19 protein-coding genes and 1 pseudogene are annotated in these 21,328 nt (G+C 72.4%); 7 read left to right on the top strand and 13 right to left on the bottom strand.

Annotated features, from left to right (window positions below; genetic code table 11):
- Positions 1 to 273: 273 nt before the first annotated feature.
- Both ACFY6U_RS24545 and ACFY6U_RS24550 read left to right on the top strand, forming a co-directional pair.
- Positions 274 to 1,047: a GNAT family N-acetyltransferase gene (locus ACFY6U_RS24545; protein ID WP_390041435.1), complete on the top strand. Its 774-nt coding sequence runs from the start codon at positions 274 to 276 to the stop codon at positions 1,045 to 1,047.
- Positions 1,047 to 1,910, top strand: a complete 864-nt coding sequence (locus ACFY6U_RS24550) for a lysophospholipid acyltransferase family protein (RefSeq protein WP_390041437.1) — start codon at positions 1,047 to 1,049, stop codon at positions 1,908 to 1,910. Before ACFY6U_RS24545 ends, ACFY6U_RS24550 begins: the two co-directional genes overlap by 1 nt.
- On the opposite strand, the gene ACFY6U_RS24555 is transcribed toward ACFY6U_RS24550, so the two are convergent.
- From ACFY6U_RS24555 to ACFY6U_RS24565, 3 genes are all read right to left on the bottom strand, one after another.
- Entirely contained in the window at positions 1,865 to 3,259 is a 1,395-nt protein-coding gene (locus ACFY6U_RS24555; protein ID WP_390041439.1) for a DUF3500 domain-containing protein, read from the bottom strand. The genes ACFY6U_RS24550 and ACFY6U_RS24555 overlap by 46 nt on opposite strands.
- Before the next feature lie 43 nt (positions 3,260 to 3,302).
- Positions 3,303 to 5,639, bottom strand: coding sequence for an ATP-binding cassette domain-containing protein (locus ACFY6U_RS24560; RefSeq protein WP_390041441.1), 2,337 nt, complete (start codon positions 5,637 to 5,639; stop codon positions 3,303 to 3,305).
- 71 nt (positions 5,640 to 5,710) lie between these two features.
- Positions 5,711 to 5,902 carry an antitoxin gene (locus ACFY6U_RS24565; protein WP_390041443.1) on the bottom strand — a complete coding sequence of 64 codons (192 nt, stop codon included), beginning with the start codon at positions 5,900 to 5,902 and terminating at the stop codon, positions 5,711 to 5,713.
- A gap of 214 nt (positions 5,903 to 6,116) precedes the next feature.
- Here ACFY6U_RS24565 and ACFY6U_RS24570 point away from each other — a divergent pair, with 214 nt between their 5' ends.
- On the top strand, positions 6,117 to 8,588 hold the full coding sequence (locus tag ACFY6U_RS24570) for an ATP-dependent Clp protease ATP-binding subunit (RefSeq protein ID WP_390041445.1): 2,472 nt from the start codon (positions 6,117 to 6,119) through the stop codon (positions 8,586 to 8,588).
- Between the two features lie 31 nt (positions 8,589 to 8,619).
- Here ACFY6U_RS24570 and ACFY6U_RS24575 read toward each other — a convergent pair whose 3' ends face one another.
- Positions 8,620 to 9,618 carry an LLM class flavin-dependent oxidoreductase gene (locus ACFY6U_RS24575; RefSeq protein ID WP_390041447.1) on the bottom strand — a complete coding sequence of 333 codons (999 nt, stop codon included), beginning with the start codon at positions 9,616 to 9,618 and terminating at the stop codon, positions 8,620 to 8,622.
- Positions 9,619 to 9,696: 78 nt separating this feature from the next.
- Between ACFY6U_RS24575 and ACFY6U_RS24580 the strand changes: the two are divergent.
- Positions 9,697 to 10,186: pseudogene (locus ACFY6U_RS24580) on the top strand (hypothetical protein).
- 10 nt (positions 10,187 to 10,196) lie between these two features.
- Here ACFY6U_RS24580 and ACFY6U_RS24585 read toward each other — a convergent pair.
- Positions 10,197 to 10,412 carry a dodecin gene (locus ACFY6U_RS24585; protein WP_293996087.1) on the bottom strand — a complete coding sequence of 72 codons (216 nt, stop codon included), beginning with the start codon at positions 10,410 to 10,412 and terminating at the stop codon, positions 10,197 to 10,199.
- Positions 10,413 to 10,607: 195 nt separating this feature from the next.
- On the opposite strand from ACFY6U_RS24585, the gene ACFY6U_RS24590 reads away from it, so the two are divergent.
- Positions 10,608 to 11,870 carry an extracellular solute-binding protein gene (locus ACFY6U_RS24590; RefSeq protein ID WP_390041449.1) on the top strand — a complete coding sequence of 421 codons (1,263 nt, stop codon included), beginning with the start codon at positions 10,608 to 10,610 and terminating at the stop codon, positions 11,868 to 11,870.
- Positions 11,871 to 11,998: 128 nt separating this feature from the next.
- Here ACFY6U_RS24590 and egtD read toward each other — a convergent pair whose 3' ends face one another.
- From egtD to egtA, 4 genes are read right to left on the bottom strand one after another with little or no spacing between them, the layout of a single operon-like run.
- Positions 11,999 to 12,961, bottom strand: coding sequence for an L-histidine N(alpha)-methyltransferase (gene egtD / locus ACFY6U_RS24595; protein WP_390041451.1), 963 nt, complete (start codon positions 12,959 to 12,961; stop codon positions 11,999 to 12,001).
- Complete coding sequence (gene egtC, locus ACFY6U_RS24600) at positions 12,958 to 13,749, bottom strand: ergothioneine biosynthesis protein EgtC (protein WP_351500279.1); 792 nt, start codon at positions 13,747 to 13,749, stop codon at positions 12,958 to 12,960. The genes egtD and egtC overlap by 4 nt, the downstream gene beginning before the upstream one ends.
- On the bottom strand, positions 13,749 to 15,074 hold the full coding sequence (gene egtB / locus ACFY6U_RS24605) for an ergothioneine biosynthesis protein EgtB (protein WP_390041453.1): 1,326 nt from the start codon (positions 15,072 to 15,074) through the stop codon (positions 13,749 to 13,751). Before egtB ends, egtC begins: the two co-directional genes overlap by 1 nt.
- On the bottom strand, positions 15,071 to 16,399 hold the full coding sequence (egtA, locus tag ACFY6U_RS24610) for an ergothioneine biosynthesis glutamate--cysteine ligase EgtA (RefSeq protein ID WP_390041455.1): 1,329 nt from the start codon (positions 16,397 to 16,399) through the stop codon (positions 15,071 to 15,073). The genes egtB and egtA overlap by 4 nt, the downstream gene beginning before the upstream one ends.
- 300 nt (positions 16,400 to 16,699) lie before the next feature.
- Between egtA and ACFY6U_RS24615 the strand changes: the two genes are divergently transcribed.
- Entirely contained in the window at positions 16,700 to 17,527 is an 828-nt protein-coding gene (locus tag ACFY6U_RS24615; protein ID WP_390041457.1) for a TIGR02452 family protein, read from the top strand.
- A 142-nt stretch (positions 17,528 to 17,669) separates the two neighbouring features.
- Here ACFY6U_RS24615 and ACFY6U_RS24620 read toward each other — a convergent pair whose 3' ends face one another.
- Positions 17,670 to 18,119, bottom strand: coding sequence for a type II toxin-antitoxin system PemK/MazF family toxin (locus tag ACFY6U_RS24620; protein WP_390041459.1), 450 nt, complete (start codon positions 18,117 to 18,119; stop codon positions 17,670 to 17,672).
- Between the two features lie 19 nt (positions 18,120 to 18,138).
- Complete coding sequence (locus ACFY6U_RS24625) at positions 18,139 to 18,939, bottom strand: alpha/beta fold hydrolase (RefSeq protein WP_390041461.1); 801 nt, start codon at positions 18,937 to 18,939, stop codon at positions 18,139 to 18,141.
- A gap of 62 nt (positions 18,940 to 19,001) precedes the next feature.
- Between ACFY6U_RS24625 and ACFY6U_RS24630 the strand changes: the two genes are divergently transcribed.
- Complete coding sequence (locus ACFY6U_RS24630) at positions 19,002 to 19,415, top strand: MarR family winged helix-turn-helix transcriptional regulator (RefSeq protein ID WP_390041463.1); 414 nt, start codon at positions 19,002 to 19,004, stop codon at positions 19,413 to 19,415.
- 61 nt (positions 19,416 to 19,476) lie between these two features.
- On the opposite strand, the gene ACFY6U_RS24635 is transcribed toward ACFY6U_RS24630, so the two are convergent.
- Complete coding sequence (locus ACFY6U_RS24635; RefSeq protein WP_390041465.1) at positions 19,477 to 20,967, bottom strand: SPFH domain-containing protein; 1,491 nt, start codon at positions 20,965 to 20,967, stop codon at positions 19,477 to 19,479.
- 133 nt (positions 20,968 to 21,100) lie between these two features.
- Positions 21,101 to 21,319 carry a hypothetical protein gene (locus ACFY6U_RS24640; protein WP_351497368.1) on the bottom strand — a complete coding sequence of 73 codons (219 nt, stop codon included), beginning with the start codon at positions 21,317 to 21,319 and terminating at the stop codon, positions 21,101 to 21,103.
- Between the last annotated feature and the right edge of the window lie 9 nt (positions 21,320 to 21,328).

A 21,328-nucleotide genomic window follows, 5' to 3' on the forward strand; every position in this document is an offset into this window, starting at 1 on the left:
GTGCGGGGCGCTGACAAGTGAAAGACGTTCGCCGAGAGGTGCGGACGGGCGGGGTCGGGGTTGGTGCTCTCCGGCCCCGTCTCGCGTTCTTTACGGCCGTTTGATCACGGCAGGGTTACTCTCGGGCGTCTGTGAGTGACCGGAAACGGTCCGACCCCCGGCATTCAGCAGTCGCACATCCACGGGTCCCGCACATGTCACGCCGAGTCCAGCCTGCCACGGAAGAAAGCAGGTGCAGATTTCCTCAGCTTCCGCTCGGCGCAGGAGACCTCCATGACCGCCATGCCCGCCTCACCCCCCGCTCTCGCCGCCCCAGCCGGGGATTCCGGCTACCTGGTGCAGCTCGCCCTTGACGAGGACGACGTCCGGGCCGCACAGCGGCTGCGCTACCAGGTGTTCGCCGGAGAGATGGGCGCCCGGCTCGACGGGCCGGAGCCGGGACTGGACGTGGACGCCTTCGACGCGTACTGCGACCACCTCCTCATCCGCGAGGCCCTCACCGGCGAGGTCGTCGGCACCTACCGGCTGCTGCCACCGGAGCGCGCCGCGGTCGCCGGCCGCCTGTACTCCGAGGGCGAGTTCGACCTGAGCACGCTCGCCCCCATCCGCTCCGGCCTGGTCGAGGTCGGCCGCTCCTGCGTGCACCCCGCCCACCGCGACGGTGCCGTCATCGGCCTGATCTGGGCCGGCATAGCCCGGTACATGGTCGACCGCGGCCACGAGTGGCTGGCCGGCTGCTGCTCCGTCCCGCTCGCCGACGGCGGCGCCCTCGCCGCCGCCACCTGGGACAAGGTCCAGGCCAAGCACCTCGCGCCGGAGGAGTTCCGGGTGCGGCCGCTGAACCCCTGGGTTCCCGGCGTGCCGGCCCCCGAAGGCCGTACCGAGCTGCCCGCCCTGCTGCGCGGTTACCTCCGCCTCGGCGCCTGGGTGTGCGGGGAGCCCGCGCACGACCCGGACTTCGGGGTCGCCGACATGTACGTGCTGCTGTCGATGCGCCGCGTCAACGCGCGCTATCTGCGGCACTTCCTCTCGCTCGTCCCGGCCTGATGAGCGTCTGGCTGCCCAGCGCGCCCTGCACCCCGGGCGCGTGCGTGGAGCGTGCGGGATCCCTCACGACCCTGCCGCGGGCCGTGCTGCGGTTCGCCGCGGTCGTGACTCTGATGCTCGTGGCCATAGCGCTGCTGCCGCTCGGCGGGCGGATACCCACCGAGTGGGTGCGGCGGTTCTCCCGGACGCTCGTCCGGGCGGCCGGGGTCCAGGTCCGGATCACCGGGAGCGCTCCGGGCACCGGCGGGGTGCTGCTCGTCGCCAACCACATCTCCTGGATGGACATCCCGCTGCTGGCCGCCGTGCGGCCGGCGCGGATGCTCGCCAAGAAGGAGATCCGCGAATGGCCGGTGGCCGGCGCCCTCGTGGCCGGGGCCGGGGCGCTGTTCATCGACCGGGACCGGCTGCGCGCTTTGCCGGACACGGTCGGCCGGATAGCGGGGGCGCTGCGGGAGGGCGCCGCGGTGGTCGCCTTCCCGGAGGGCAGCACCTGGTGCGGCCGGGCCCAGGGGCGGTTCCGGCGGGCCGTCTTCCAGGCCGCGCTGGACGCCGGCGCGCCCGTGCAGCCGGTGCGGCTGCACTACCGGCTGGAAGCGGGAGCGGCCAGCACCGTGCCCGCCTATGTCGGCGCGGACACGCTGCTGGCCTCCCTCTGGCGAGTGGTGTCGACCCGCGGCCTGGTGGCCGAGGTGGACGTACGGCCGCTGATAGCGGCCGGCAGCCACCCGGACCGTCGTACCCTCGCCCGCGCCGCCCAGCCGGTGACCCACGAGCCGGCCTGGACGCACGCGGCTCTGGTGAGCCCCGAGCGGGCCTCTCAGTGGTCGGTCTCCAAGTGGAGCCTGAGCAGGTCGACACCGTAGTCGCCGCCGTTGGGCGTGCGGATGACGGTGTGGATGTGCTGCTGCGTCGGCGTGCCGTTCGGGCCGCCCATGCCACCGCCGCCGCCCGGCCCGCCGGAGGGCATACCGCCGGTGGGCCGGCCGGTCATCTGGCCGGTGGGCCGGCCCGAGGGCTGTCCTGAGGGCCGGCCGCCGCCGGTGCCGGTCTTCGTGCCGTAGGCGAGCGGGGACTGGGCGTCGTACTCGATGAGCACGACCGGGCTGTGCACCCGGTAGTAGAAGGCCGAGGTGTCCTTGGTCTCGCCCAGCCAGTAGAAGTAGGTCTTGTCCAGGTACTTCTCGACCTCCTTCATCTTCACCCCCGCGTGCCCGTGGTCCATGTAGCCGACGTACACCCGGACCAGGTCGAGGAGCTTGTCCTGCTGTGCCGAGGTGAGCTCGTAGCCGGGCAGGCCCTGGTAGGCGAGCTTGAGGTTGTCGGAGCCGGCGCCCGCCTTCATGTCCGTGCCGGACTTGCTCACCTTGGAGTCGATCACCTTGGCGCGCTGCCCCGAGGTGAGGGAGCGCAGCAGGGCCAGACCGGCCCTGGTCTCCGGCTTGAAGAGGGTGATCTTCTCGCCCTTGTAGGTGGCCGAGGTCGGCTCGGAGCCCATGAAGGTCGGCGTCATCACGACCTGGTCGCCGAGGACGAAGTAGTTGATGGCGACATGGTGGCCCTCGAACTGGAAGCCCCACGGCTTGCCGGTCGACGGGGTGCCCATGAAGGTGAAGAAGTAGGCGCCCTTGGTGAGGGTCTCCCGGTTGCCGCCGTTGTAGTCGCCGAGGAACTGGTTGAGCTTCATGATGTTGCGGGTCTGGGTGAGACCCTTCGCGGACAGCGCGGCCCCGAGCAGTGCGTAGCCCAGCTCCCGCTTCCTGTCCGTGATGTCGCCCATCCGGACACCCTTGCGCTCGTAGCCGTCGACGTTGCTCCAGGCCAGCCACTCGTCGTCGGCCACATCGAAGGTGCAGGACGTGCGCTCCTTCGCGCTGAGACCGTCCAGGAACGCCTGCGCAGCCTTGACGACCTTGTCCGTGGAGACGCCGGTGGAGTGGATCGAGTACAGGTCGTCGACGGTCCTGCCGTCCGTGGTGAGGCCCGTGAAGTCCTTGTACTTGACCTCGGTCTGGCCGGGGCCCATGCCGCCGGGGCCGCCCGAGGGCATGCCGCCGTTCGGGCCTCCGGAGGGCGAACTCGACGCGTTCGACGAGCCGTCGGAGCAGCCGGTCATGGTCGCCAGCGCGGCGACACCGCCGGCGAGCAGCGCCTTGTTCATGAACCAGCGGCGGCTGCGCTCGGCTTCGGGGGTGCGGGGGTGGTGTCCGTGCATGCGCCCAAGGTTCCGGGGCAACCTGAAGCGTTCCTGAAGACCCTCAGGGCAGGCAACGGGACAGATAGGGCGCGGTGACGCTGCCCCCGGCCCGGGCGACCTCGGCCGGCGGGCCCGCCGCGACGATCCGCCCGCCCCGGTCCCCGCCGCCCGGCCCCAGGTCGATCACCCAGTCGGCGTCCGCCACCACCGTCATGTCGTGCTCGACCACCACGACCGTGTGCCCGGCGTCGACCAGCCCGTGCAACTGCCGCATCAGCACCTCGACATCGGCCGGATGCAGTCCCGTCGTCGGCTCGTCGAGCAGATAGAGCGTGTGGCCGCGCCGCCCGTGCTGCAACTCACCGGCCAGCTTGATGCGCTGGGCCTCGCCGCCGGACAACTCCGTTGCGGGCTGCCCGAGTCGCAGATAGCCGAGGCCCACGTCGAGCAGTGTGGCCAGGCTGCGCGCGACGGCGGGGGTGTCCGCGAAGAACTCCGCCGCGCCCGCCACGGTCAGGTCCAGCACCTCGGCGATGTTCCGCCCCCGGTACGTCACTTCGAGCGTCGGGGGGTTGTAGCGCGCCCCGTCGCAGTCCGGGCACGGCGCGTAGGTGCTCGGCAGGAACAGCAGCTCCACACTGACGAACCCCTCGCCCTGACAGGTCTCGCAGCGGCCCCCGGCCACGTTGAAGGAGAACCGCCCGACGCCGTAACCACTTTCCCGTGCCTTCTCGGTCCCCGCGAACACCTTCCGTACGACGTCGAACAGGCCGGTGTAGGTGGCCAGGTTGGACCGCGGGGTGCGGCCGATCGGCTTCTGGTCGACGGAGACCAGGCGGCCGACCTCGGCCGGCTCCTCGGTGATCTCGCCGATCAGCGTCGACTTGCCGGAGCCGGACACCCCGGTGACGGCGGTGAGGACACCGAGCGGGAACTCGGCGGTGACCGCGCGCAGGTTGTGCCGGGTCACCGGGCCGACCGTCAGCCAGTCCTGGGCGGGCCGCGGCCGGCGTGGCGGGACGGGATCCCGCGCGAACAGGTAGCGGGCGGTGGCAGACTCCGCGACCCCGGCCAGCTCCGCCACCGGTCCGCTGTGCAGCACCTCGCCGCCGTGCTCGCCGGCCCGAGGACCCACGTCCACCAGCCAGTCGGCGCCGCGCACCACGTCGAGGTGGTGCTCCACCACGAACACCGAGTTCCCGGCCGCCTTCAGCCGCTCCAGCACCGCCAGCAGCGCCTCGGTGTCCGCCGGGTGCAGCCCGGCCGACGGCTCGTCCAGGACGTAGACGACACCGAAGAGCCCGGAGCGCAACTGGGTGGCCAGGCGCAGGCGTTGGAGCTCGCCCGCGGAGAGGGTGGGCGTGGCCCGGTCGAGGCTGAGATAGCCGAGGCCCAGCTCGACGACGGGGGCGATGCGGGAGGTGAGGTCCGCGGTGAGGACCCGCACGGTCTCCGACCCGCCCTGCTCGCCGAGGAGCTGGGACAGCTCCGTCAGCGGCAGCGCGACGAGGTCCGCGATCGTACGGCCTGCGAAGGTCACGGCGAGGGCCTCCGGCCGCAGCCTGCTGCCGCCGCACACCGGACAGGGCGCACTGGTCAGGAACCGCTCCGCCCTCGCCCGCAGCGTCGGGCTCTTGGAATCGGAGAAGGTCTTCAGCACGTACCGGCGGGCGCTCATGTACGTGCCCTGGTACGGGCGTTGGATGCGGTCGGCGTCCCGGACCGGGTGCACGGTGACCACCGGCTGCTCGTCGGTGAAGAGGATCCACTCGCGCTGCTCGGCGGGCAGTTCGCGCCACGGCCGGTCGACGTCGTGGCCGAGCGCGTCCAGGATGTCCCGCAGGTTCTTGCCCTGCCAGGCGCCCGGCCAGGCGGCGATCGCGCCCTCGCGGATGGACAGCGACGGGTCGGGGACGAGCGACGCCTCGGTCGTCCGGTGCACCCGGCCCAGTCCGTGGCACTCGGGGCAGGCGCCCGCCGCCGTGTTGGGGGAGAACGCGTCGGAATCGAGCCGTTCGGCGCCCGGCGGACAGTCCCCGGCGCGCGAGAACAGCATGCGCAGGGAGTTGGAGAGGTTGGTGACCGTGCCGACCGAGGAGCGGGAGGTGGGGGCCGAGCGGCGCTGCTGCAGCGAGACCGCCGGCGGCAGCCCGCTGATCCCGGCGACCTTCGGCGCCCCGACCTGGTGGATCAGCCGGCGCGCGTACGGCGCGACCGACTCGAAGTAGCGCCGCTGGGCCTCGGCGTAGATCGTGCCGAACGCCAGGGACGACTTCCCCGAGCCGGACACGCCCGTGAAGACGGCCAGCACGTCCCGGGGGATGTCCACGTCGACGCCCTTGAGGTTGTGCTCACGGGCGCCACGCACGCGGACGTACGGGTCGTGGGGGCTGTGCATCGGACGGACACTCCGTGACGGGCGGCTCGCGGGGCAGGGACAAACCCCGCGATCCTAGCCCGGGCAGCTCTCTACTGCGGAGGGTCGCCCTGCCTCCGCTCCCGCTCGATGTAGTCGTCGGCCTGCTTCTGGCCCATGTCGACCTGGGACTGGTACTTGTTCCCGGTCCGCTGGTCGATCATGTCGCCGCCCTTTTGGACGCCCTGTTTGGCCTGGTCCTCGTGGCCCTTGAGCATCCCCTTGAGCTTGTCCAGCATGGACATGGCAGCCCTCCTCGCTGGTTGCGGGTTCCAACCCCCAGCGTCACCGGCCCGGGCGCCGTCCGCATCTCGGCGGCCGTCCCCGTGCGGGCCCGGCGCGCCTGTGCGAGCTTGGAAGACGCGGATTGCCGCCGATCGCAGAGCCTTCCGGAGAGGCTCTCGCGCAGCCGCCCCGCGGCGCCGCCCCGCACAGCCGTCCGCAGAAAGGCCCGGCCCCATGAGCACTTCCGGTTTCGGATTCGGACGCAGTCCCTTCGAGGAGTTCGACGAGCTGATGTCCCGCTTCTTCGGCGGCTCGGGGGCGGGTGCCCAGCCCCGCCGGCCGCAGCGCGTCGACATCGGCAGCCTGCTGTCCGAACGGGCCCGGGAACTGGTCGCGCAGGCCCGCGACCTCGCGGCCGTCGAGGGCAGCGAGGAACTGGACGCCCGGCATCTGCTGGCCGCCGCCACCGCCCACGACTCCACCCGGCGGCTGCTCACCGAGGCGGGCGCCGACCCCGACCAGCTACGGGAGCGGCTCACCGCTGGGCACGGCGGCGGTGAGAGGACCGAGCCCACCGCCCTCACCCCGGCCGCGAAACGCGCCCTCCTCGACGCCTACCAGATCTCCCGCGCCGAGGGCGCCTCCTACATCGGCCCCGAGCACCTGCTGCGCGCACTCGCCGCGAACCCGGAGTCGGCGGCCGGGCGGGCGCTCGGCGACAGCGGCTGGGAGCCGACCAGGATGCCGGCCGAGGGCGCGGCGGAGCGCAGGAAGCCCAGCACCACGCCGACCATCGACGAGTACGGCCGTGACCTCACCGAGGACGCCCGGGCCGGGCGCCTGGACCCGGTGATCGGGCGGGACGAGGAGGTCGAGCAGACCATCGAGGTGCTCTCCCGGCGCAGCAAGAACAACCCGGTCCTGATCGGTGACCCGGGGGTCGGCAAGACCGCCATCGTGGAGGGCATCGCGCAGCGGATCGTCGCCGGGGACGTGCCCAAGACCCTTGAGGGCAAGCGGCTGGTCTCCCTGGACCTGGCCGGGATGGTGGCCGGCACCAAGTACCGGGGCGAGTTCGAGGAGCGGCTGAAGAAGCTGCTCGACGAGGTCCGCGAGCACGGCAACGAACTCGTGCTGTTCCTGGACGAGCTGCACACGGTCGTCGGTGCGGGCGGCGGCGGGGAGGGATCCCTCGACGCGGGCAACATCCTCAAACCCGCCCTCGCCCGCGGTGAACTGCACCTCATCGGCGCGACCACCGTCGACGAGTACCGCAAGCACATCGAGAAGGACGCGGCCCTGGAACGCCGGTTCGCGCCCATCCTGGTCGGCGAGCCCACCGTCGACGACACCATCGAGATCCTGCGCGGCCTGCGCGACCGCTACGAGGCCCACCACCAGGTCCGCATCACCGACGAGGCGGTGGTCGCGGCGGCAGAGCTGTCCGACCGGTACATCACCTCCCGGTTCCTGCCCGACAAGGCCATCGACCTGATGGACCAGGCGGCGGCCCGGGTACGGCTGCGCTCCAAGACCCCGCCCACAGACACCCGGGACATCGAGGACCGGGTCGCCGCCCTTAACCGGGAGAAGGACCAGGCCGTCGCCGACGAGGAGTACGAGCGGGCCAAGGAGCTCCGCGACCGCATCAAGGCGACCGAGGCCGAGCTGGAACAGGCCGGCACCGCCGAGGAACACGCGCCCAAGGTCACCGCCGAGGACATCGCCGAGGTCGTCTCCCGCACCACCGGCATCCCGGTCGCCCAGCTCACCGAGGAGGAGCGGGAGCGGCTGATGAAGCTGGAGGAGCACCTCCACGAGCGGGTCGTCGGCCAGGACGAGGCGATCACCGCCGTCGCCCGCGCGGTCCGCCGCGCCCGTGCCGGCATGAGCGACCCCCACCGCCCCGTCGGCAGCTTCCTCTTCCTCGGTCCGACCGGCGTCGGCAAGACCGAACTGGCCCGCGTCCTGGCCGCCGCCCTCTTCGGCGACGAGACCCGCATGATCCGCCTCGACATGAGCGAGTTCCAGGAGCGCCACACGGTCTCCCGGCTGGTCGGCGCCCCGCCCGGATACGTCGGGCACGAAGAGGCCGGCCAGCTCACCGAGGCGGTGCGCAGGCAGCCGTACGCCGTGCTGCTCCTCGACGAGGTGGAGAAGGCGCACCCGGACGTCTTCAACACCCTGCTCCAGCTCCTCGACGACGGCCGCCTCACCGACGCCCAAGGACGAACCGTCGACTTCAAGAACACCGTCGTCATCATGACGTCGAACATCGGCGCCGACCGCATCCTGGCCGCCGGCACGGAGGACTACAGCAAGGTCCGCGAGGCGGTCATGCCGGCCCTCCAGCAGCACTTCCGTCCGGAGTTCCTCAACCGCATCGACGAGATCATCGTCTTCCGCGGCCTGGACCGCACCCAGCTGCGCGAGATCGTCGACCTGCTCCTGGAGCACACCCGGAGCCGGCTGCGCGCCCAGGACGTCACCCTCGAAGTCACCGACGCGGCGGCCGTGTTGCTCGCCAACCTCGGCCACGAGCCGGACTTCGGCGCCCGTCCGCTGCGCCGCACCATCCAGCGCGAGGTCGACGACCGCCTCGCCGACCTGCTGCTCTCCGGCCAACTCGTGGCGGGCGAGCGGGCGGTGGTGGACGCGGCGAACGGCGAGATCGTGATCCGCTCCGACAAGCCGGCCACGGTCTGACCGGTCCGGGCCCACGTTCCGACCGGTCCGGTCAGGAGGCGACGATCCCGGCCAGCCGCCGGTACGAGTCCAGCAGTGCCGCGCGGTCGTACGTACTCGTGGTGACCAGCACCTCGTCGGCACCGGTTTCCTTCAGGACCGTCTCCAGCTCGTGGGCGACCCGGTCCTCGGTGCCGGCGATGTGCCCGGTGAGCCCGGACTCGTAGAAGCCGCGTTCCTTCGCGGTCATCGTCCGGGCCTCGACGGCCTCGGCCGGGGGCAGCGGCGGGAACGCGCCGTGGGTGCGGGAGTACGCCATCGACCAGGCCTCCGGGACGAGCAGCCGGTGTGCCGCCTCGGGGGTGTCGGCGACGGCGACCGTTCCGGAGATCACGACGTACGGCTCGGCCGCCCACGGGGAGGGCCGGAAGCGGTCGCGGTAGCGGTCGATCCCGCGCCGCATCTTCTCGCGGCCCCGGAGGTCGCCGATGACCATGGGCAGCCCGGCCCGGGCCGCGATGTCCGCGCCCTCGCCCATCGCCAGCACGAACGGCGGCACGCGCAGCCCCTCCGCCGGGCGGGCCCGCACCCCGGTCGGCGAGGTCCCCTCGAACCAGCCGAGCAGCTCGCCGAGCTGCGCCGCGAAGTCCTCGGCGTCGCCCTTGCCGCGTCCCAGCGCTTTGCGCACGCCGTCGGTGAAGCCCACCGACCGGCCGAGCCCCATGTCGATCCGCCCCGGGTGGAGCGACTCCAGCACGCCGAACTGCTCGGCCACGACCAGCGGCTGGTGGTTGGGCAGCATGACGCCGCCGGTCCCGACCCGGATGGTCCGGGTCGCGGCGGCCACGGCGGCGGCCAGCACGGTCGGTGCCGATCCGGCGACCCCGGGCACCCCGTGGTGCTCCGACACCCAGAAGCGGTGGTACCCGAGCGCCTCCACCTCCCGCGCCAGCGCCACCGTGTCCCGCAGCGCCTCACCGGGCGCGTGCCCCTCCCGGGTGCGGGAGCGGTCGAGGACGGAGAACCGGGTCCGGGCGATGGCTGCGTTCACACAGGGTTCAACAGCCGCGCGGCCACGGGATTCCCACCGGGCCGAACCGCCGGGCGAGTCGCGTTCCAGGGTTGCCGCGTGACAGAGAGCAGCAGCCGTCCGATCGCCGTGTTCGACATCGACAACACCCGTGCCGACACCGCGCACCGGCAGCGGTTCCTGGAGAGCAGGCCCCGGGACTGGGACGCGTTCTTCGCGGCCGCGCCGCACGACCCGCCGATCGCCGAGGGGATCGCGCTGGCCGTGGCGAGCGCCGAGGAGTGCGAGATCGTCTATCTCATCGGGCGCCCCGAGCTGCCGGCGTGACACGCTCGACTGGCTCGCCGCCCACGGGCTGCCGGAGGGGCGCGTGCACATGCGGCGCAACGCCGACCGCAGGCCCGCCCGGCACCCCAAGCTGGAGATCCTGCGCCGGCTCGCGGAAGGGCGTTCGGTCCGCTTCCTGGTCGATGACGACGAGCCGGTGTGCGACGCCGCCGAACGGGCCGGGTTCACCGTCGTAAGGGCCCGCTGGGCCGATCGCCCGGCCGCGCTGGAACAGGCCCAGGAGGGGGAGGGGCGGACCTGACGGTACGGCGTCAGCCCTCTTCGTCGATGCGGAAGCCCACCTTCAGGCCCACCTGGTAGTGCTCGATCTGACCGTTCTCGATCTGGCCCCTGACCTGCGTGACCTCGAACCAGTCCAGGTTGCGCAGGGTCTGGTTGGCGCGTGCGACACCGTTGCGGATGGCCTGGTCGATGCCCTCGTGCGAGGTGCCGACGATCTCGGTGACCCGGTAGGTGTGGTTCGTCATCGGGAAGCTCCTCTCGTCGTCACTCCACGGTGCCGCATCCGGAAGCGGAGCGCGAGGCGTCGGTTCCGAAATGCCTACAGCCCTTGACCCTCCGTATTGGTCCATACCAAAATCCCGTACACCCGTACGAGCCCCGGTGCTCGTTCCCCCACGTCGGGCCTCTTCGCCTGTCCGCCAGACAGAACAGGAACCCCCGTGAGACATCGCCGCCCGCTCGCCCTCGCCTGTGTGTCCGCCGCCCTGCTGAGCGCCTGTGGAGTCCTGCCGGGCGAAGGGGGTGGGCGCCACACGGTCACGGTCTGGCTGATGCGGAACAGCGCCTCGGCGGACTTCCTGCACCGGTTCACCGCCGACTTCGAGCGCACCCACAAGGACATCCGCCTGGACATCCGCATCCAGGACTGGACCGGCATCGTGGACAAGGTGCAGGCCGCGCTGAAGAGCGATTCCGACGACGCGCCCGATGTCATCGAGGTCGGCAACACCCAGGTCCCGGAGTACGTCGAGGACGGCCGGCTCACCGACCTCACCCTGGAGTCGATGCGCGACTGGGGCAAGGAGCACTGGCTGCCCGGCCTCGCCGAGCCCGGCTCGGACGACTCCCGCCAGTACGGCATTCCCTGGTACGCCGCCAACCGGGTCGTCATCTACCGCAAGGACCTGTTCCGGAAGGCGGGGATCACCTCGCCGCCGAAGACCCGCGAGCAGTGGCTGGCCGACACCGAGAAGCTCAACTCGGGTGGCGACCAGGGGATCTACCTCGCCGGACAGGACTGGTACACCCTCTCCGGGTTCATCTGGGACGAGGGCGGAGACCTCGCCCGGGAGACGGACGCCGAGTGGAAGGGCACCCTCGACAGCCCGGCCGCGCTGCGCGGGATGGACTTCTACCGGCGACTCCAGGCCCTCGGCAGGGGGCCCGTCGACGCCGACGAGGAACACCCGCCCCAGGCCCAGGTGTTCGCGGGCGGACAGGTCGCGCAGATCGTCGCGGTACCCGGCCTCGCCCAGTCCATCGCGCAGGAGAATCCCGAACTGAAGGACGAGATCGGCTACTTCCCGGTGCCGGGGCTCACCGCGGCCCACCCCGGTGCCGTCTTCACCGGCGGCTCGGACCTCGTCGTACCGCAGAACACCGACCGGCCCTACGACGCGACGGCCGTCGTCGGTGCGCTGACCGGCGCCAAGTGGGACACCGACCTGGCCCGCACCATGAACTACGTGCCCAACAAGACCACGCTGGCGGGCGCGGTGGCCGGGGAGGAGGGGGTCGCCGCCATGGCGGCGGGTGCCGCACGGGGGCGAGCGACCCCCCACACCCCGGACTGGCCCGCGGTGGAGGCCGACAACCCGATCAAGGGCTACATGACCAAGGTGCTCGACGGGGCGGACCCCGCGACCGAGGCCCGCCGCGCCTCCCGACGCATCACCGAACTACTCGCACCGGACTTCGGCTGAGCGCCCCGAAGGGGCGCGGGGCCGCATTGCATGTGCGGCCACCGCCGCGTGGGCGCGACCAGCCACGACGGCGCCGCAGACGACCGACGACATGGCGCGGCACTTCCAGCGGAGCCAGGGCGGACCGCTCAGCGAGCCACGCTCAGCGACAGCGCGAAGCGCTCCTGCGCGTCGGTCCACCAATGCGTCAGCTCCAGCCCCGCACCGGCCAGCTCGGCGGTGACGCCGTCCCGCCGGAACTTCGCCGACACCTCGGTGCGCAGCTCCTCGCCCGCCGCGAAGTCCACGGCCAGATCGAGCGCGGGCACCTTCACGGTCTGCGCCACCCGGGAGCGCAGCCGCATCTCGATCCACTCGTTCCGCGCGTCCCACAGGGCGACGTGGTCGAACGCGTCCGGGTCGAAGTCGGCGTCCAGCTCCCGGTCGACGACGGCGAGGACGTTCTTGTTGAACTCGGCCGTCACCCCGGCCGCGTCGTCGTACGCCCGGACCAGCACCCCCTCGTCCTTGACCAGGTCGGTGCCGAGCAGCAGCGCGTCGCCGGGCGCGAGCCGCCGGCGCACCGAGGCCAGGAACACCGCCCGCTCGGCGGGCAGCAGGTTGCCGATCGTGCCGCCGAGGAACACCAGCAGCCGGGGCCCCGGCGTCTCGGGCAGCTCCAGCCGGCCGGTGAAGTCGGCGATCAGGGCGTGCACGGACAGCCCCGGCCGCTCCGTGCCGAGCGCCTCGCCGGCCTGCGTGAGCGCACTCTCGCTGACGTCGACCGGGACGTACACCTCGAGGCCGGTGAGCGCGTCGATGAGCAGGCGGGTCTTCTCGGAGGAGCCCGAGCCCAGCTCCACCAGGGTGCGGGCACCGCTCGCGGCGGCGATCTCGCCGGACCGGGCGCGCAGGATCTCCCGCTCGGCCCGGGTCGGGTAGTACTCGGGCAACTCGGTGATCTGGTCGAACAGTTCGCTGCCCCGGGCGTCGTAGAACCACTTCGGCGGCAGCGTCTTGGGCGTGGCGGTGAGGCCGGTCAGGACATCGGCGCGCAGCGCGGCGTCCGTCGCGTCCTCGGGAAGGGTGCGGGTGACACGGAAGGGACTCACGTACAAGGCTCCTTAGGTGGTACCGATGCCAGGTCCTCGACCGGGTTGTCGACGGGCGTGAGGACGACGCCCGCGCGGCTCGCGGTGAGCAGCGTGCGGTCGGGGACCTCCTGCCAGCGCGGGTCGTCGTCGTACGGCTCGGAGGCGACGACGGTGCGCAGGCCGGGTTCCGCGAGGTAGTGGAGACTGTCGCCCCACGCGGTGGCGGTGATGGTCTCGCCGTCGGTGAGGAGGAGGTTGAGCCGGGCCGCGGGCGCCGCCTCGGCCACCTGCTGAACCGTTTCGGCAAGGGCCGGGCCCGGCTCCGTACCGGACCGCAGCCGGTGCAGGGCCAGCGCCCAGACGAACGCCGAGTCGGTGCGGGCCTCCATCGACAGCAGGTCGGCCGGGGGCAGCAGCGGGACGAGCGGCGCCAGCGACTGCGGCCAGCCGGGGACCGCCCCGTTGTGGCTGAACAGCCAGCGGCCCGCCGCGAACGGCGCCGCCGCGGCCTCCGCGTCCGCGCCCGCCAGGGTGGCGTCCCGGACGGCGGCCAGCAGCGCGCCGGTGCGCACGACCCGGGCCAGGTCGGCGAAGGACTGGTCGGCCCAGATCGGCCCGGCCCGCCGGTAGCGGGCCGGCTGCGGATCGTCCGGGGCGTACCAGCCCACCCCGAAGCCGTCCGCGTTGACCGTCCCGTACCGCTGCCGCCGGGGTGCCCACGACTGCCGGTAGAGGGAGTGCTCGGGCTCCACGAGGAGCCGGCCGAGCGGCTCCTCGGGTCCGAGGCAGGCCAGGTGACGGCACATCAGGCAGCCTCCGCCGAACGCGCGGTGCGGAAACCGGAGAAGATCTGCCGCCGGATCGGGTAGTCCCAGTTGCGGAACGTCCCCCGGCAGGCCACCTGGTCCACGGCGAACGAACCGCCGCGCAGCACCTTGTACTCGGGGCCGAAGAACACCTCCGAGTACTCCTTGTACGGGAAGGCGCTGAAGCCGGGATAGGGGAGGAAGTCACTGGACGTCCACTCCCACACGTCACCGATCAACTGCCGTACACCGAGCGGGGACTCGCCCTCCGGGTAGCTGCCGGCCGGGGCCGGACGCAGATGGCGCTGGCCGAGATTGGCGTGGTGCGGCGCCGGGTCGGCGTCGCCCCACGGGTAGCGCCGGGACCGGTTCTCGCCCGGGTGGTGCCGGGCGGCCTTCTCCCACTCGGCCTCGGTGGGCAGCCGGCGCCCGGCCCAGCGGGCGTAGGCGTCCGCCTCGTACCAGCACACGTGCAGCACCGGCTCCTCGGGCGGCACGACCTCCGTGACCCCGAACCGGCGCCGCAGCCACTGGCCGCCCTCCCGGTGCCAGAACTGCGGCGCGGAGATGGAGTGCTGCCGGATGTGCGCCCAGCCTTCGGGCGTCCACCAGCGCTCGTCCTCGTAGCCGCCGTCCTCGATGAACGCCAGGTACCGGCCGTTGGTCACCGGGGTGGTGTCGATCCAGTAGGGCGCCACCTCCCGCCGGTGCGCGGGGCGTTCGTTGTCCAGCGCCCAGGGCTCGGTGGAGGTGCCCATCGTGAACGGGCCGCCGGGGACCAGGACTTCGGCCGGGCCGGTGAACGGCGGCGCCGGAGCCGGGTCCGGGGCGGTCAGGGCCTGGGGGCCCGTGCGGAGCTGATGGGTGATCAGCATCGTCTCGTCGTGCTGCTGTTCGTGCTGCGCGATCATCCCGAAGGCGAAGCCCGCCTCGGTCAGCCGGGTGCCGCTGAACGCCGCGCCCTCCAGCAGGTCCAGGGCCCGGCCGCGCACCTCCGCCGCGTACTGCCGGGCCTCGGCGGGCGCCAGCAGCGGCAGCGAGGGCCGCTCGGACCGCGGATGTTCGAAGGCGTCGTAGAGGCTGTCGATCTCCGGGCGCATCGCCTCCCGGCCGCCGACGTTGCGCAGCAGCCAGAGCTCCTCCTGGTTGCCGATGTGCGCGAGGTCCCAGACCAGCGGGGACATCAGCGGGGAGTGCTGGGCGGTGAGGTCGGGCCCCTCCACGCAGCTGGTCAGCAGCGTGGTGCGGTCGCGGGCCGTGGTCAGGGACTTCAGTGCCCGCACCCGCAGGGTCTCGATATCGATGTCGACGTCGGTCTCGGTCATGCGCTGATGTCCTTCCCCTGGGCGCGACCGGCCGTGCCGCGCAGTCGGTCCAGCAGGTCGTCGGCCGGGCAGCGGCCCCGCAGCACGTACCGGTCCTGGTACGCCGCCACCGCGTCCATGACCCCGGAGCTCGCGCCGATCCTCGGCAGGGCCTCCAGCGCCGCCGCGAAACAGGCGACGGCGGCCTCGTGCAGCTCCGGGTCGCGGAGCCCGGTGCGGGCCGCGTCGATCCACAGCGGGTTGTTGGGGGCGGGCCGCGGCCCCGCCCGCTCGGCGAGCGGTTTCACCGTCCGGTACGCGGTCTCGGCGGCCTCCGGGTCCTCGAACAGTGCCGCCGTCACCGCCAGCGGCACGATCCACCCGTCGTCGCCGGGCTGCGCGTCGATCATCCGCAGCTCCAGATGACCGCGCGGCCTGACCGGCGGGAACAGCGTGGTGAGGTGGTACGCGAGATCCGCGCCGGTGGGCGTCCCGGACCGGGTCCAGGCCCGGAAGGTCAGTTCCTCGGGAACCTCCCAGGGGCCCGTCTCCCGCCGCAGGCACATCACCGGTGCGTCGAGGACGTGCCGGGCCCAGGCGGTGCGCGGGTCGCCGTCCAGCGGGGGCCCGCCCGCGCGGCCCGCGCCGATCTCCATCCACAGCAGCTGGCGGGTGGAGAGCCAGCCGGTGGGCCGGTGCCCGACCAGCGGGGAGTTCGCGAACGCGGCCACCAGCACCGGGCCGAGCTGGTGGGCGAGCCACCAGCGCCTGGTGTACCCGAGCGGACCGGGCTCCTCGTGGCCGGCGTCCAGGCAGACCTGGACGGACGCCGAGGCGCACATCATGTGACGCCCTGCGGTGCCGGTGCGGTCCAGGCACGTCTCCATCGCGTCGTAGCGCGGCTCGCGCAGGAAGCGGCGGGGGGTGTGCCAGGGATCGTGACCGACGCCCACGAGTCCGAGGTCCTGTTCGGCGAGGACCTTGCGGACGGTGTCCAGGTCGGCGGAGACGGTGCCGACGCACTCCGTGAGGGAGGCGGCGGGCGGCGAGCTGAGCTCCAGCTGGCCGCCGGGTTCGACGGTGAGCGCCGAGCCCAGGGGCACCGTGCGCAGTGCGGCGTAGGCCGCTTCGAGTCGTTCGGATGTCACCGGGAGCTGCGGCCCGCGCAGCTCGTGGACCAGCCATTCCACTTCGACCCCGAGCGTGCGGGGCGGGCCGGTCTTGAAGCAGATGCCCTTGACCAGGGCCTCCACCTCGGCTTCGGTGACAGCCGTGCGGTCGTCCGAGAAGTCGGTTTTCACCGACCCGTCGGTACAGTCACCGCTGTCGGATATCGAGTCGGACATGTCGGGATCCTCCTGAGATTCCACCATGCCACCGTCCCGGCCGTGGATACGCCCGGGGCGGCATCGTCCGTCCCACCCAAGACCTTCACCTCGATTCGCACAAGGGCACCTATCGGGACGTTCTAGATCGGTAACCTCTGCTTCCCTGCCGCTTTGTTACTGCTTCCTTTCGTGTTTCCGGCCGTTTCGGGCCAGGGAAACTCCGTTGCACGGCACCACCAGGATCACCCAGGATGCGTGCATGAGCACGACGGGGGAGGCCGCGCGGGCCGCTGCCATGGCGTCCACGGGGGTGGCGCCATGAGCGCGCGCCTGCGCGGCATCGCACGGCAGACCGAAGAGATCGTGGCGGCGGGGAGCTACCGCGCGCCCGACGGCCGTCAGGTCCTGCTGGCCGCCGACATCGCGGCCGCACGGGCGGGGACGCGGCTGTACGGCCCGGAACCGGTGCCGGTCCCGGATCCCCTCCCGACCGCATCGGACGCCGTCCTGGAGGTCACCGGCGAGAGCAGCCTGGAGGCCGCCCGCCGCCTCGCCGACAGCCCGGTGGCCGTGCTCAACTTCGCCTCGGCCCGCAATCCGGGCGGCGGCTACCTCAACGGCGCCCAGGCGCAGGAGGAGGCCCTGTGCCGCGCCTCCGCGCTGTACACGTGCGTCCGCGAGGCCGCCGCGTACTACGACCACCACCGCGCGCACCGCGACCCCTTCTACACGGACCGCGTGATCCACTCCCCGGCCGTCCCGGTCTTCCGCGACGACCGTGGCGCGCTGCTTGCCGAGCCCTACCGGGCGGGCTTCCTCACGGCCGCCGCCCCCAACGCGGGTGTGATCCGCCGTACGGCTCCGGAGCGGACCGGCGAACTGCCGGGGGCCCTCGCCGTACGGGCCGGACGGGTGCTGGAGGTGGCCGCCGCGCACGGCTACCGGCGACTGGTACTCGGCGCCTGGGGCTGCGGGGTCTTCCAGAACGACCCCGCACAGGTCGCGGGCGCCTTCCGGGGGCTGCTGGGCCCCGGCGGACGGTTCGCCGGGACCTTCGCACACGTGGTGTTCGGGGTCCTGGACCGCACGCCGGGATCCGTGGTCCGGGGTGCCTTCGCCGAGGCGTTCCGGACCGCTGGGGTCTGAGCGGATCTGGTGAAGTCGGCTGCGGTCCCGCGCCCCGTAGGGGCGCTGGGGGTACCTCCGGCCGAAGGCTGGGGGAGGAACTGCGCGACCAGCCCCCACCGGCCCGCGGTGAATGAGCCGCGCAACCAAGGGAGCGCCCGGATCAGTTCCAGCCGTAGCGCTCGTGCAGCCGGTGGCGTACGAGGTTGAAGCGGCCCCGGTCGAGTGCGCAGGCCTCGCGGCGCATGCCGTCCTCGTGCAGCCGCAGGACGCGGTCCACGTCCACCCAGGAGTCGCGCCCGGTGCGGTCCCACGGCCCGCTGCCGATCGCCACCCACTCGCGGTCGTTGTCGTGCCGCTTGCTGGACAGCTGGACGGCGAGCAGGGTGCCGGCCGCCTCCCGGGCGACGACCAGCACGGGCCGGTCCTTGCCCCGCCCGTCGTTCTCCTCGAAGGGCACCCAGGTCCACACGATCTCACCGGGGTCGGGGTCGCCGTCGTGGGCGGGGGAGTACTCGGTGCGCACCTTGCCGACCTCGTGCGGGTCGGCCTCGGCGGTCGCGGTGGGGCCGTACCGGCCGGGGATGTTGTCGTCGTCGATAAACGCAGTCACGAGGGCACCCTAAGGGGCCTCAGCCTGCGAGAACAGTCGGGGTGCCGGTGCGGCGCAGCTCCGCCTCGATCAACTCGACGGTGACGTCGGGGCGTTCGAGGTGCGGAAGGTGACCGGCCTCGGGGACCGGCTCGAACCGGCCCTGCGGGAAGGCCTTCGCGTAGGCGGCACCGTACGCGGGCGTGACGATACGGTCGCTCTCGCCCCAGATCACCAGCGCGGGCTGCCGTACCCGCCCCAGCCGGGGGAGCAGCTTCGGGTCGGTCATCCGGCCGCCGTCCGTGAGCAGCCGCATGGTCGCCATGTTCGCCCCGCGGCGGGCGAGTTCGGCGGCGGGGAGGGCGGCCGGGTCGACGTAGAAACGGTCCGGGTCGTGCCAGGAGTGCTCGGCCTGGGCGCGCGGGTCCAGCGCGAAGAAGTCGGTGACCTGTTCGCCGTCGATGTCCGCGCCGACCGCGTTGATGAGGACCAGGCCGGTGATCAGCCCGGCCGTGTCCCGTATCGCCATCTCGGTGGCGAGTTGGCCGCCCAGTGAGGAGCCGATGACCAGGACGTCGCTCAACTCACCGTCCTGGAGCAGGTGGAGGTAGGCGCCGGCGAGGTCGTCGACACTTGTCAGCCAGTCGGGGCGGGGTGTGCCGTCCCAGCCGGGGTGGACCGGGGCGATGGTGTGGGCCGACTCGGCGAGGCGGGCGGCGAGGCCGGCGACCGTGGCGGGGCCGCCGCCCCCGTGGAGCACGAGCACCGGGCGGCCGGAACCGGCCTCGGTGAGGGAGATGGGGAGATCCGGGTACACCTGGGCGATGCGGTTCGTCGTCATGCCGTCCAATCTAACTAAGGATGTTTATATAAACAAGCTTAGTCATCGGTTACAGTGGAGCCATGCAAGATGACCTGCACGTTCTCGGAAGAGCGGTGAAACAGGCCCAGTACCGGCAGCACCGGGCGATGGACAGCGCGCTCTCGGCCGTCGGCACCACCCTCGCGCAGTGGGACGCACTGCGCGCCATCGACCGGTCACCGGGCGCCTCGGCACGCGAGCTGGCCGCGGCCACCTTCCAGAGCGAGCAGGCCTTCGGCACGCTGGTGGGCCGGCTGGCCGCGCAGGGCCTGGTGGAACGGCAGCCGGGCCACGGGCGGCGGATCCGGCACCGCCTCACCCCCGACGGGGAGCGGATGCTGGCGGCCGGACACGGGGTGGCCGGCGAGGTGCTCGCCGGCTGCTTCGCCGGGCTGTCGCCGGCGGAGCGGGCGACACTGCTGGACCTGCTGCAGCGGCTCAACGCGCAGGAGTGACCACAGGGGTGCCCCCGGCCACGGCCGGGGGCACCCCTGTGCTCCGGTTGTTCTCCGGCTGCTACTCGCCGCCCTCCTCCACCTGCACCTTCTGCGACGTCGGGGCCGTGGCCCCGTTGAGGACCGGCGAAGTCCCGGCCGGTGCCTGCCCGTTCTGGTTCATCGAGGCAAGGAGCTGGCGGGCCAGACCGAGCCCCGTGCCGCCCATGGTGAGCGCCTTGGCGAACAACTCGGCCATGCCGTCGGCACCGTTCAGCAGCACCATGTTGTCGACGTTGCCGAACGCGGAGGCGCCGGCCTTGACGATCTCCGGCCAGTTCTCGGCGAGTTGCTGGGCGACGACGGCCTCCTGGTTCTCCGCGAGGGCGGCGGCACGCGCCTTGATGGCCTCCGCCTCCGCGAGACCCTTCGCCCTGGCCGCCTCGGCCTCCGCCAGCCCCTTGGCCTGTGCGGCGGCCGCCTCGGCCTCACCGGTGGCCCGGGTCGCCGCCGCGGTGGCCGTACCCCGGGACTTGGTCGCCTCGGCCTCGGCGCCCGCGGCCGTCTTGACCCGGGTCGCCTCGGCCGCCGCCGCCAGCTCGGTCTCCTTCGCCTTCGCCTGGGCGGCGGAGATACGCGCGTCACGCTCGGCCTCGGCCAGCGTCCGCTTCTCGTAGGCCCTGGCGTCGGCCGGCTTGCGGACGTCCGCCTGGAGCTGTTGCTCGCGCCGGTGCGCCTCCAGCTCGGCGACCCGCGTCTCCTGGACCACGACCTCCTGCCGTGCGGCCGCGTCGGCGAGCGGACCCGCCTGCCGGGCCTGGGCGGCCGCCTTGTCCCGCTCGGCCTGGTAGCCGGCCTGGAGGATCTCGCTGTCCCGGGTGGCCTCCGCCATCCGGGCGAACGACTGCTGCTCCGCCTCGGTGGCGAGACGGTTCGCCTCCGCCTGCGCGATCCGGGCGTCCCGCTGCACGGCTGCCGCGTGCGGCATCGCCAGGTTCTGTATGTACCCGGTCGGGTCCTCGATCTCGTGGATCTGCAGGGAGTCCACGATGAGCCCCAGCTTCTCCATCTCCGTGCCGCAGGCGGCCCGGGTCTGCCCGGTGAGCTTGTCCCGGTCGCGGATCATGTCCTCGACCGTCAACCCGCCCACGATGGACCGCAGATGACCCGCGAACACGTTGTGCACCCGCTCGGACATCATCTTCTGCTGGTCCAGGAAGCGGCGGCCCGCGTTGGCGATCGACACGAAGTCGTCACCCACCTTGAAGATGACCACACCCCGCACCTTCAGTGGAATGCCCTGCTGGGTCACGCAGTCCACCGACAACTCGGTCTCGTTGAGGTCCAGGGAGAGCTTGCGCACCGCCTGCACGCCCGGCAGCACCAGCGTGCCGCGGCCCGTGACGATCCGGAACCCCATGCCCTCTTCGAGACCCTCGGTCCGATGCTTCGAACCGGAGATGATGAGCGCCTCGTTCGGCTCGGCCACCCGCCACATCATCTTGAACACACCGATCAGCACGAGAACGGCGAGAACCGCCACCCCCGCAACGACGCCGACAACCATCGGCATACGCCCCCTTTGAATGGTGCCCTTTCGGCACCGAACGAAGGGAGTGTGCGCCCGCGCGAGCGCCGGGAGAAGACGCTGACGATTCCTTGTTGCAATCTTGACGCATACGCCCCTCACCTGGGGCTATGCCCGCTCAACTGTCGTACGCGGGCGTGACGTAGACCGTCCGGGGCGGCAGGTACTCGACCACCATCACCACCGTGCCCCGCTCGATCCGGCCGGTGCCGTCGGCGGCGTACGCGAGGAAGTGCTCGGCGCCCCCGCGCACCCGGACGATCACCTCGCCGACGAGCCCGGGCCCGATCGTTCCGCTGACCCGCCCCACGAGCCCGACCATCGACGCATCGTCCATGGTCAGAGG

It is taken from the genome of Streptomyces sp. NPDC013157, from assembly GCF_042899865.1.
Taxonomy (GTDB): Bacteria; Actinomycetota; Actinomycetes; order Streptomycetales; family Streptomycetaceae; genus Streptomyces.

What these genes read in the sequence shown, in the direction of transcription:
- ACFY6U_RS24545 (WP_390041435.1), top strand. Translation starts at nt 274, where the DNA reads ATGACCGCCATGCCCGCCTCACCCCCCGCTCTCGCCGCCCCAGCCGGG.
- ACFY6U_RS24550 (WP_390041437.1), top strand. Translation starts at nt 1,047, where the DNA reads ATGAGCGTCTGGCTGCCCAGCGCGCCCTGCACCCCGGGCGCGTGCGTG.
- ACFY6U_RS24555 (WP_390041439.1), bottom strand. Translation starts at nt 3,259, where the DNA reads ATGCACGGACACCACCCCCGCACCCCCGAAGCCGAGCGCAGCCGCCGC.
- ACFY6U_RS24560 (WP_390041441.1), bottom strand. Translation starts at nt 5,639, where the DNA reads ATGCACAGCCCCCACGACCCGTACGTCCGCGTGCGTGGCGCCCGTGAG.
- ACFY6U_RS24565 (WP_390041443.1), bottom strand. Translation starts at nt 5,902, where the DNA reads ATGTCCATGCTGGACAAGCTCAAGGGGATGCTCAAGGGCCACGAGGAC.
- ACFY6U_RS24570 (WP_390041445.1), top strand. Translation starts at nt 6,117, where the DNA reads ATGAGCACTTCCGGTTTCGGATTCGGACGCAGTCCCTTCGAGGAGTTC.
- ACFY6U_RS24585 (WP_293996087.1), bottom strand. Translation starts at nt 10,412, where the DNA reads ATGACGAACCACACCTACCGGGTCACCGAGATCGTCGGCACCTCGCAC.
- egtC (WP_351500279.1), bottom strand. Translation starts at nt 13,749, where the DNA reads ATGTGCCGTCACCTGGCCTGCCTCGGACCCGAGGAGCCGCTCGGCCGG.
- egtB (WP_390041453.1), bottom strand. Translation starts at nt 15,074, where the DNA reads ATGACCGAGACCGACGTCGACATCGATATCGAGACCCTGCGGGTGCGG.
- egtA (WP_390041455.1), bottom strand. Translation starts at nt 16,399, where the DNA reads ATGTCCGACTCGATATCCGACAGCGGTGACTGTACCGACGGGTCGGTG.
- ACFY6U_RS24615 (WP_390041457.1), top strand. Translation starts at nt 16,700, where the DNA reads ATGAGCGCGCGCCTGCGCGGCATCGCACGGCAGACCGAAGAGATCGTG.
- ACFY6U_RS24625 (WP_390041461.1), bottom strand. Translation starts at nt 18,939, where the DNA reads ATGACGACGAACCGCATCGCCCAGGTGTACCCGGATCTCCCCATCTCC.
- ACFY6U_RS24630 (WP_390041463.1), top strand. Translation starts at nt 19,002, where the DNA reads ATGCAAGATGACCTGCACGTTCTCGGAAGAGCGGTGAAACAGGCCCAG.
- ACFY6U_RS24635 (WP_390041465.1), bottom strand. Translation starts at nt 20,967, where the DNA reads ATGCCGATGGTTGTCGGCGTCGTTGCGGGGGTGGCGGTTCTCGCCGTT.
- ACFY6U_RS24640 (WP_351497368.1), bottom strand. Translation starts at nt 21,319, where the DNA reads ATGGACGATGCGTCGATGGTCGGGCTCGTGGGGCGGGTCAGCGGAACG.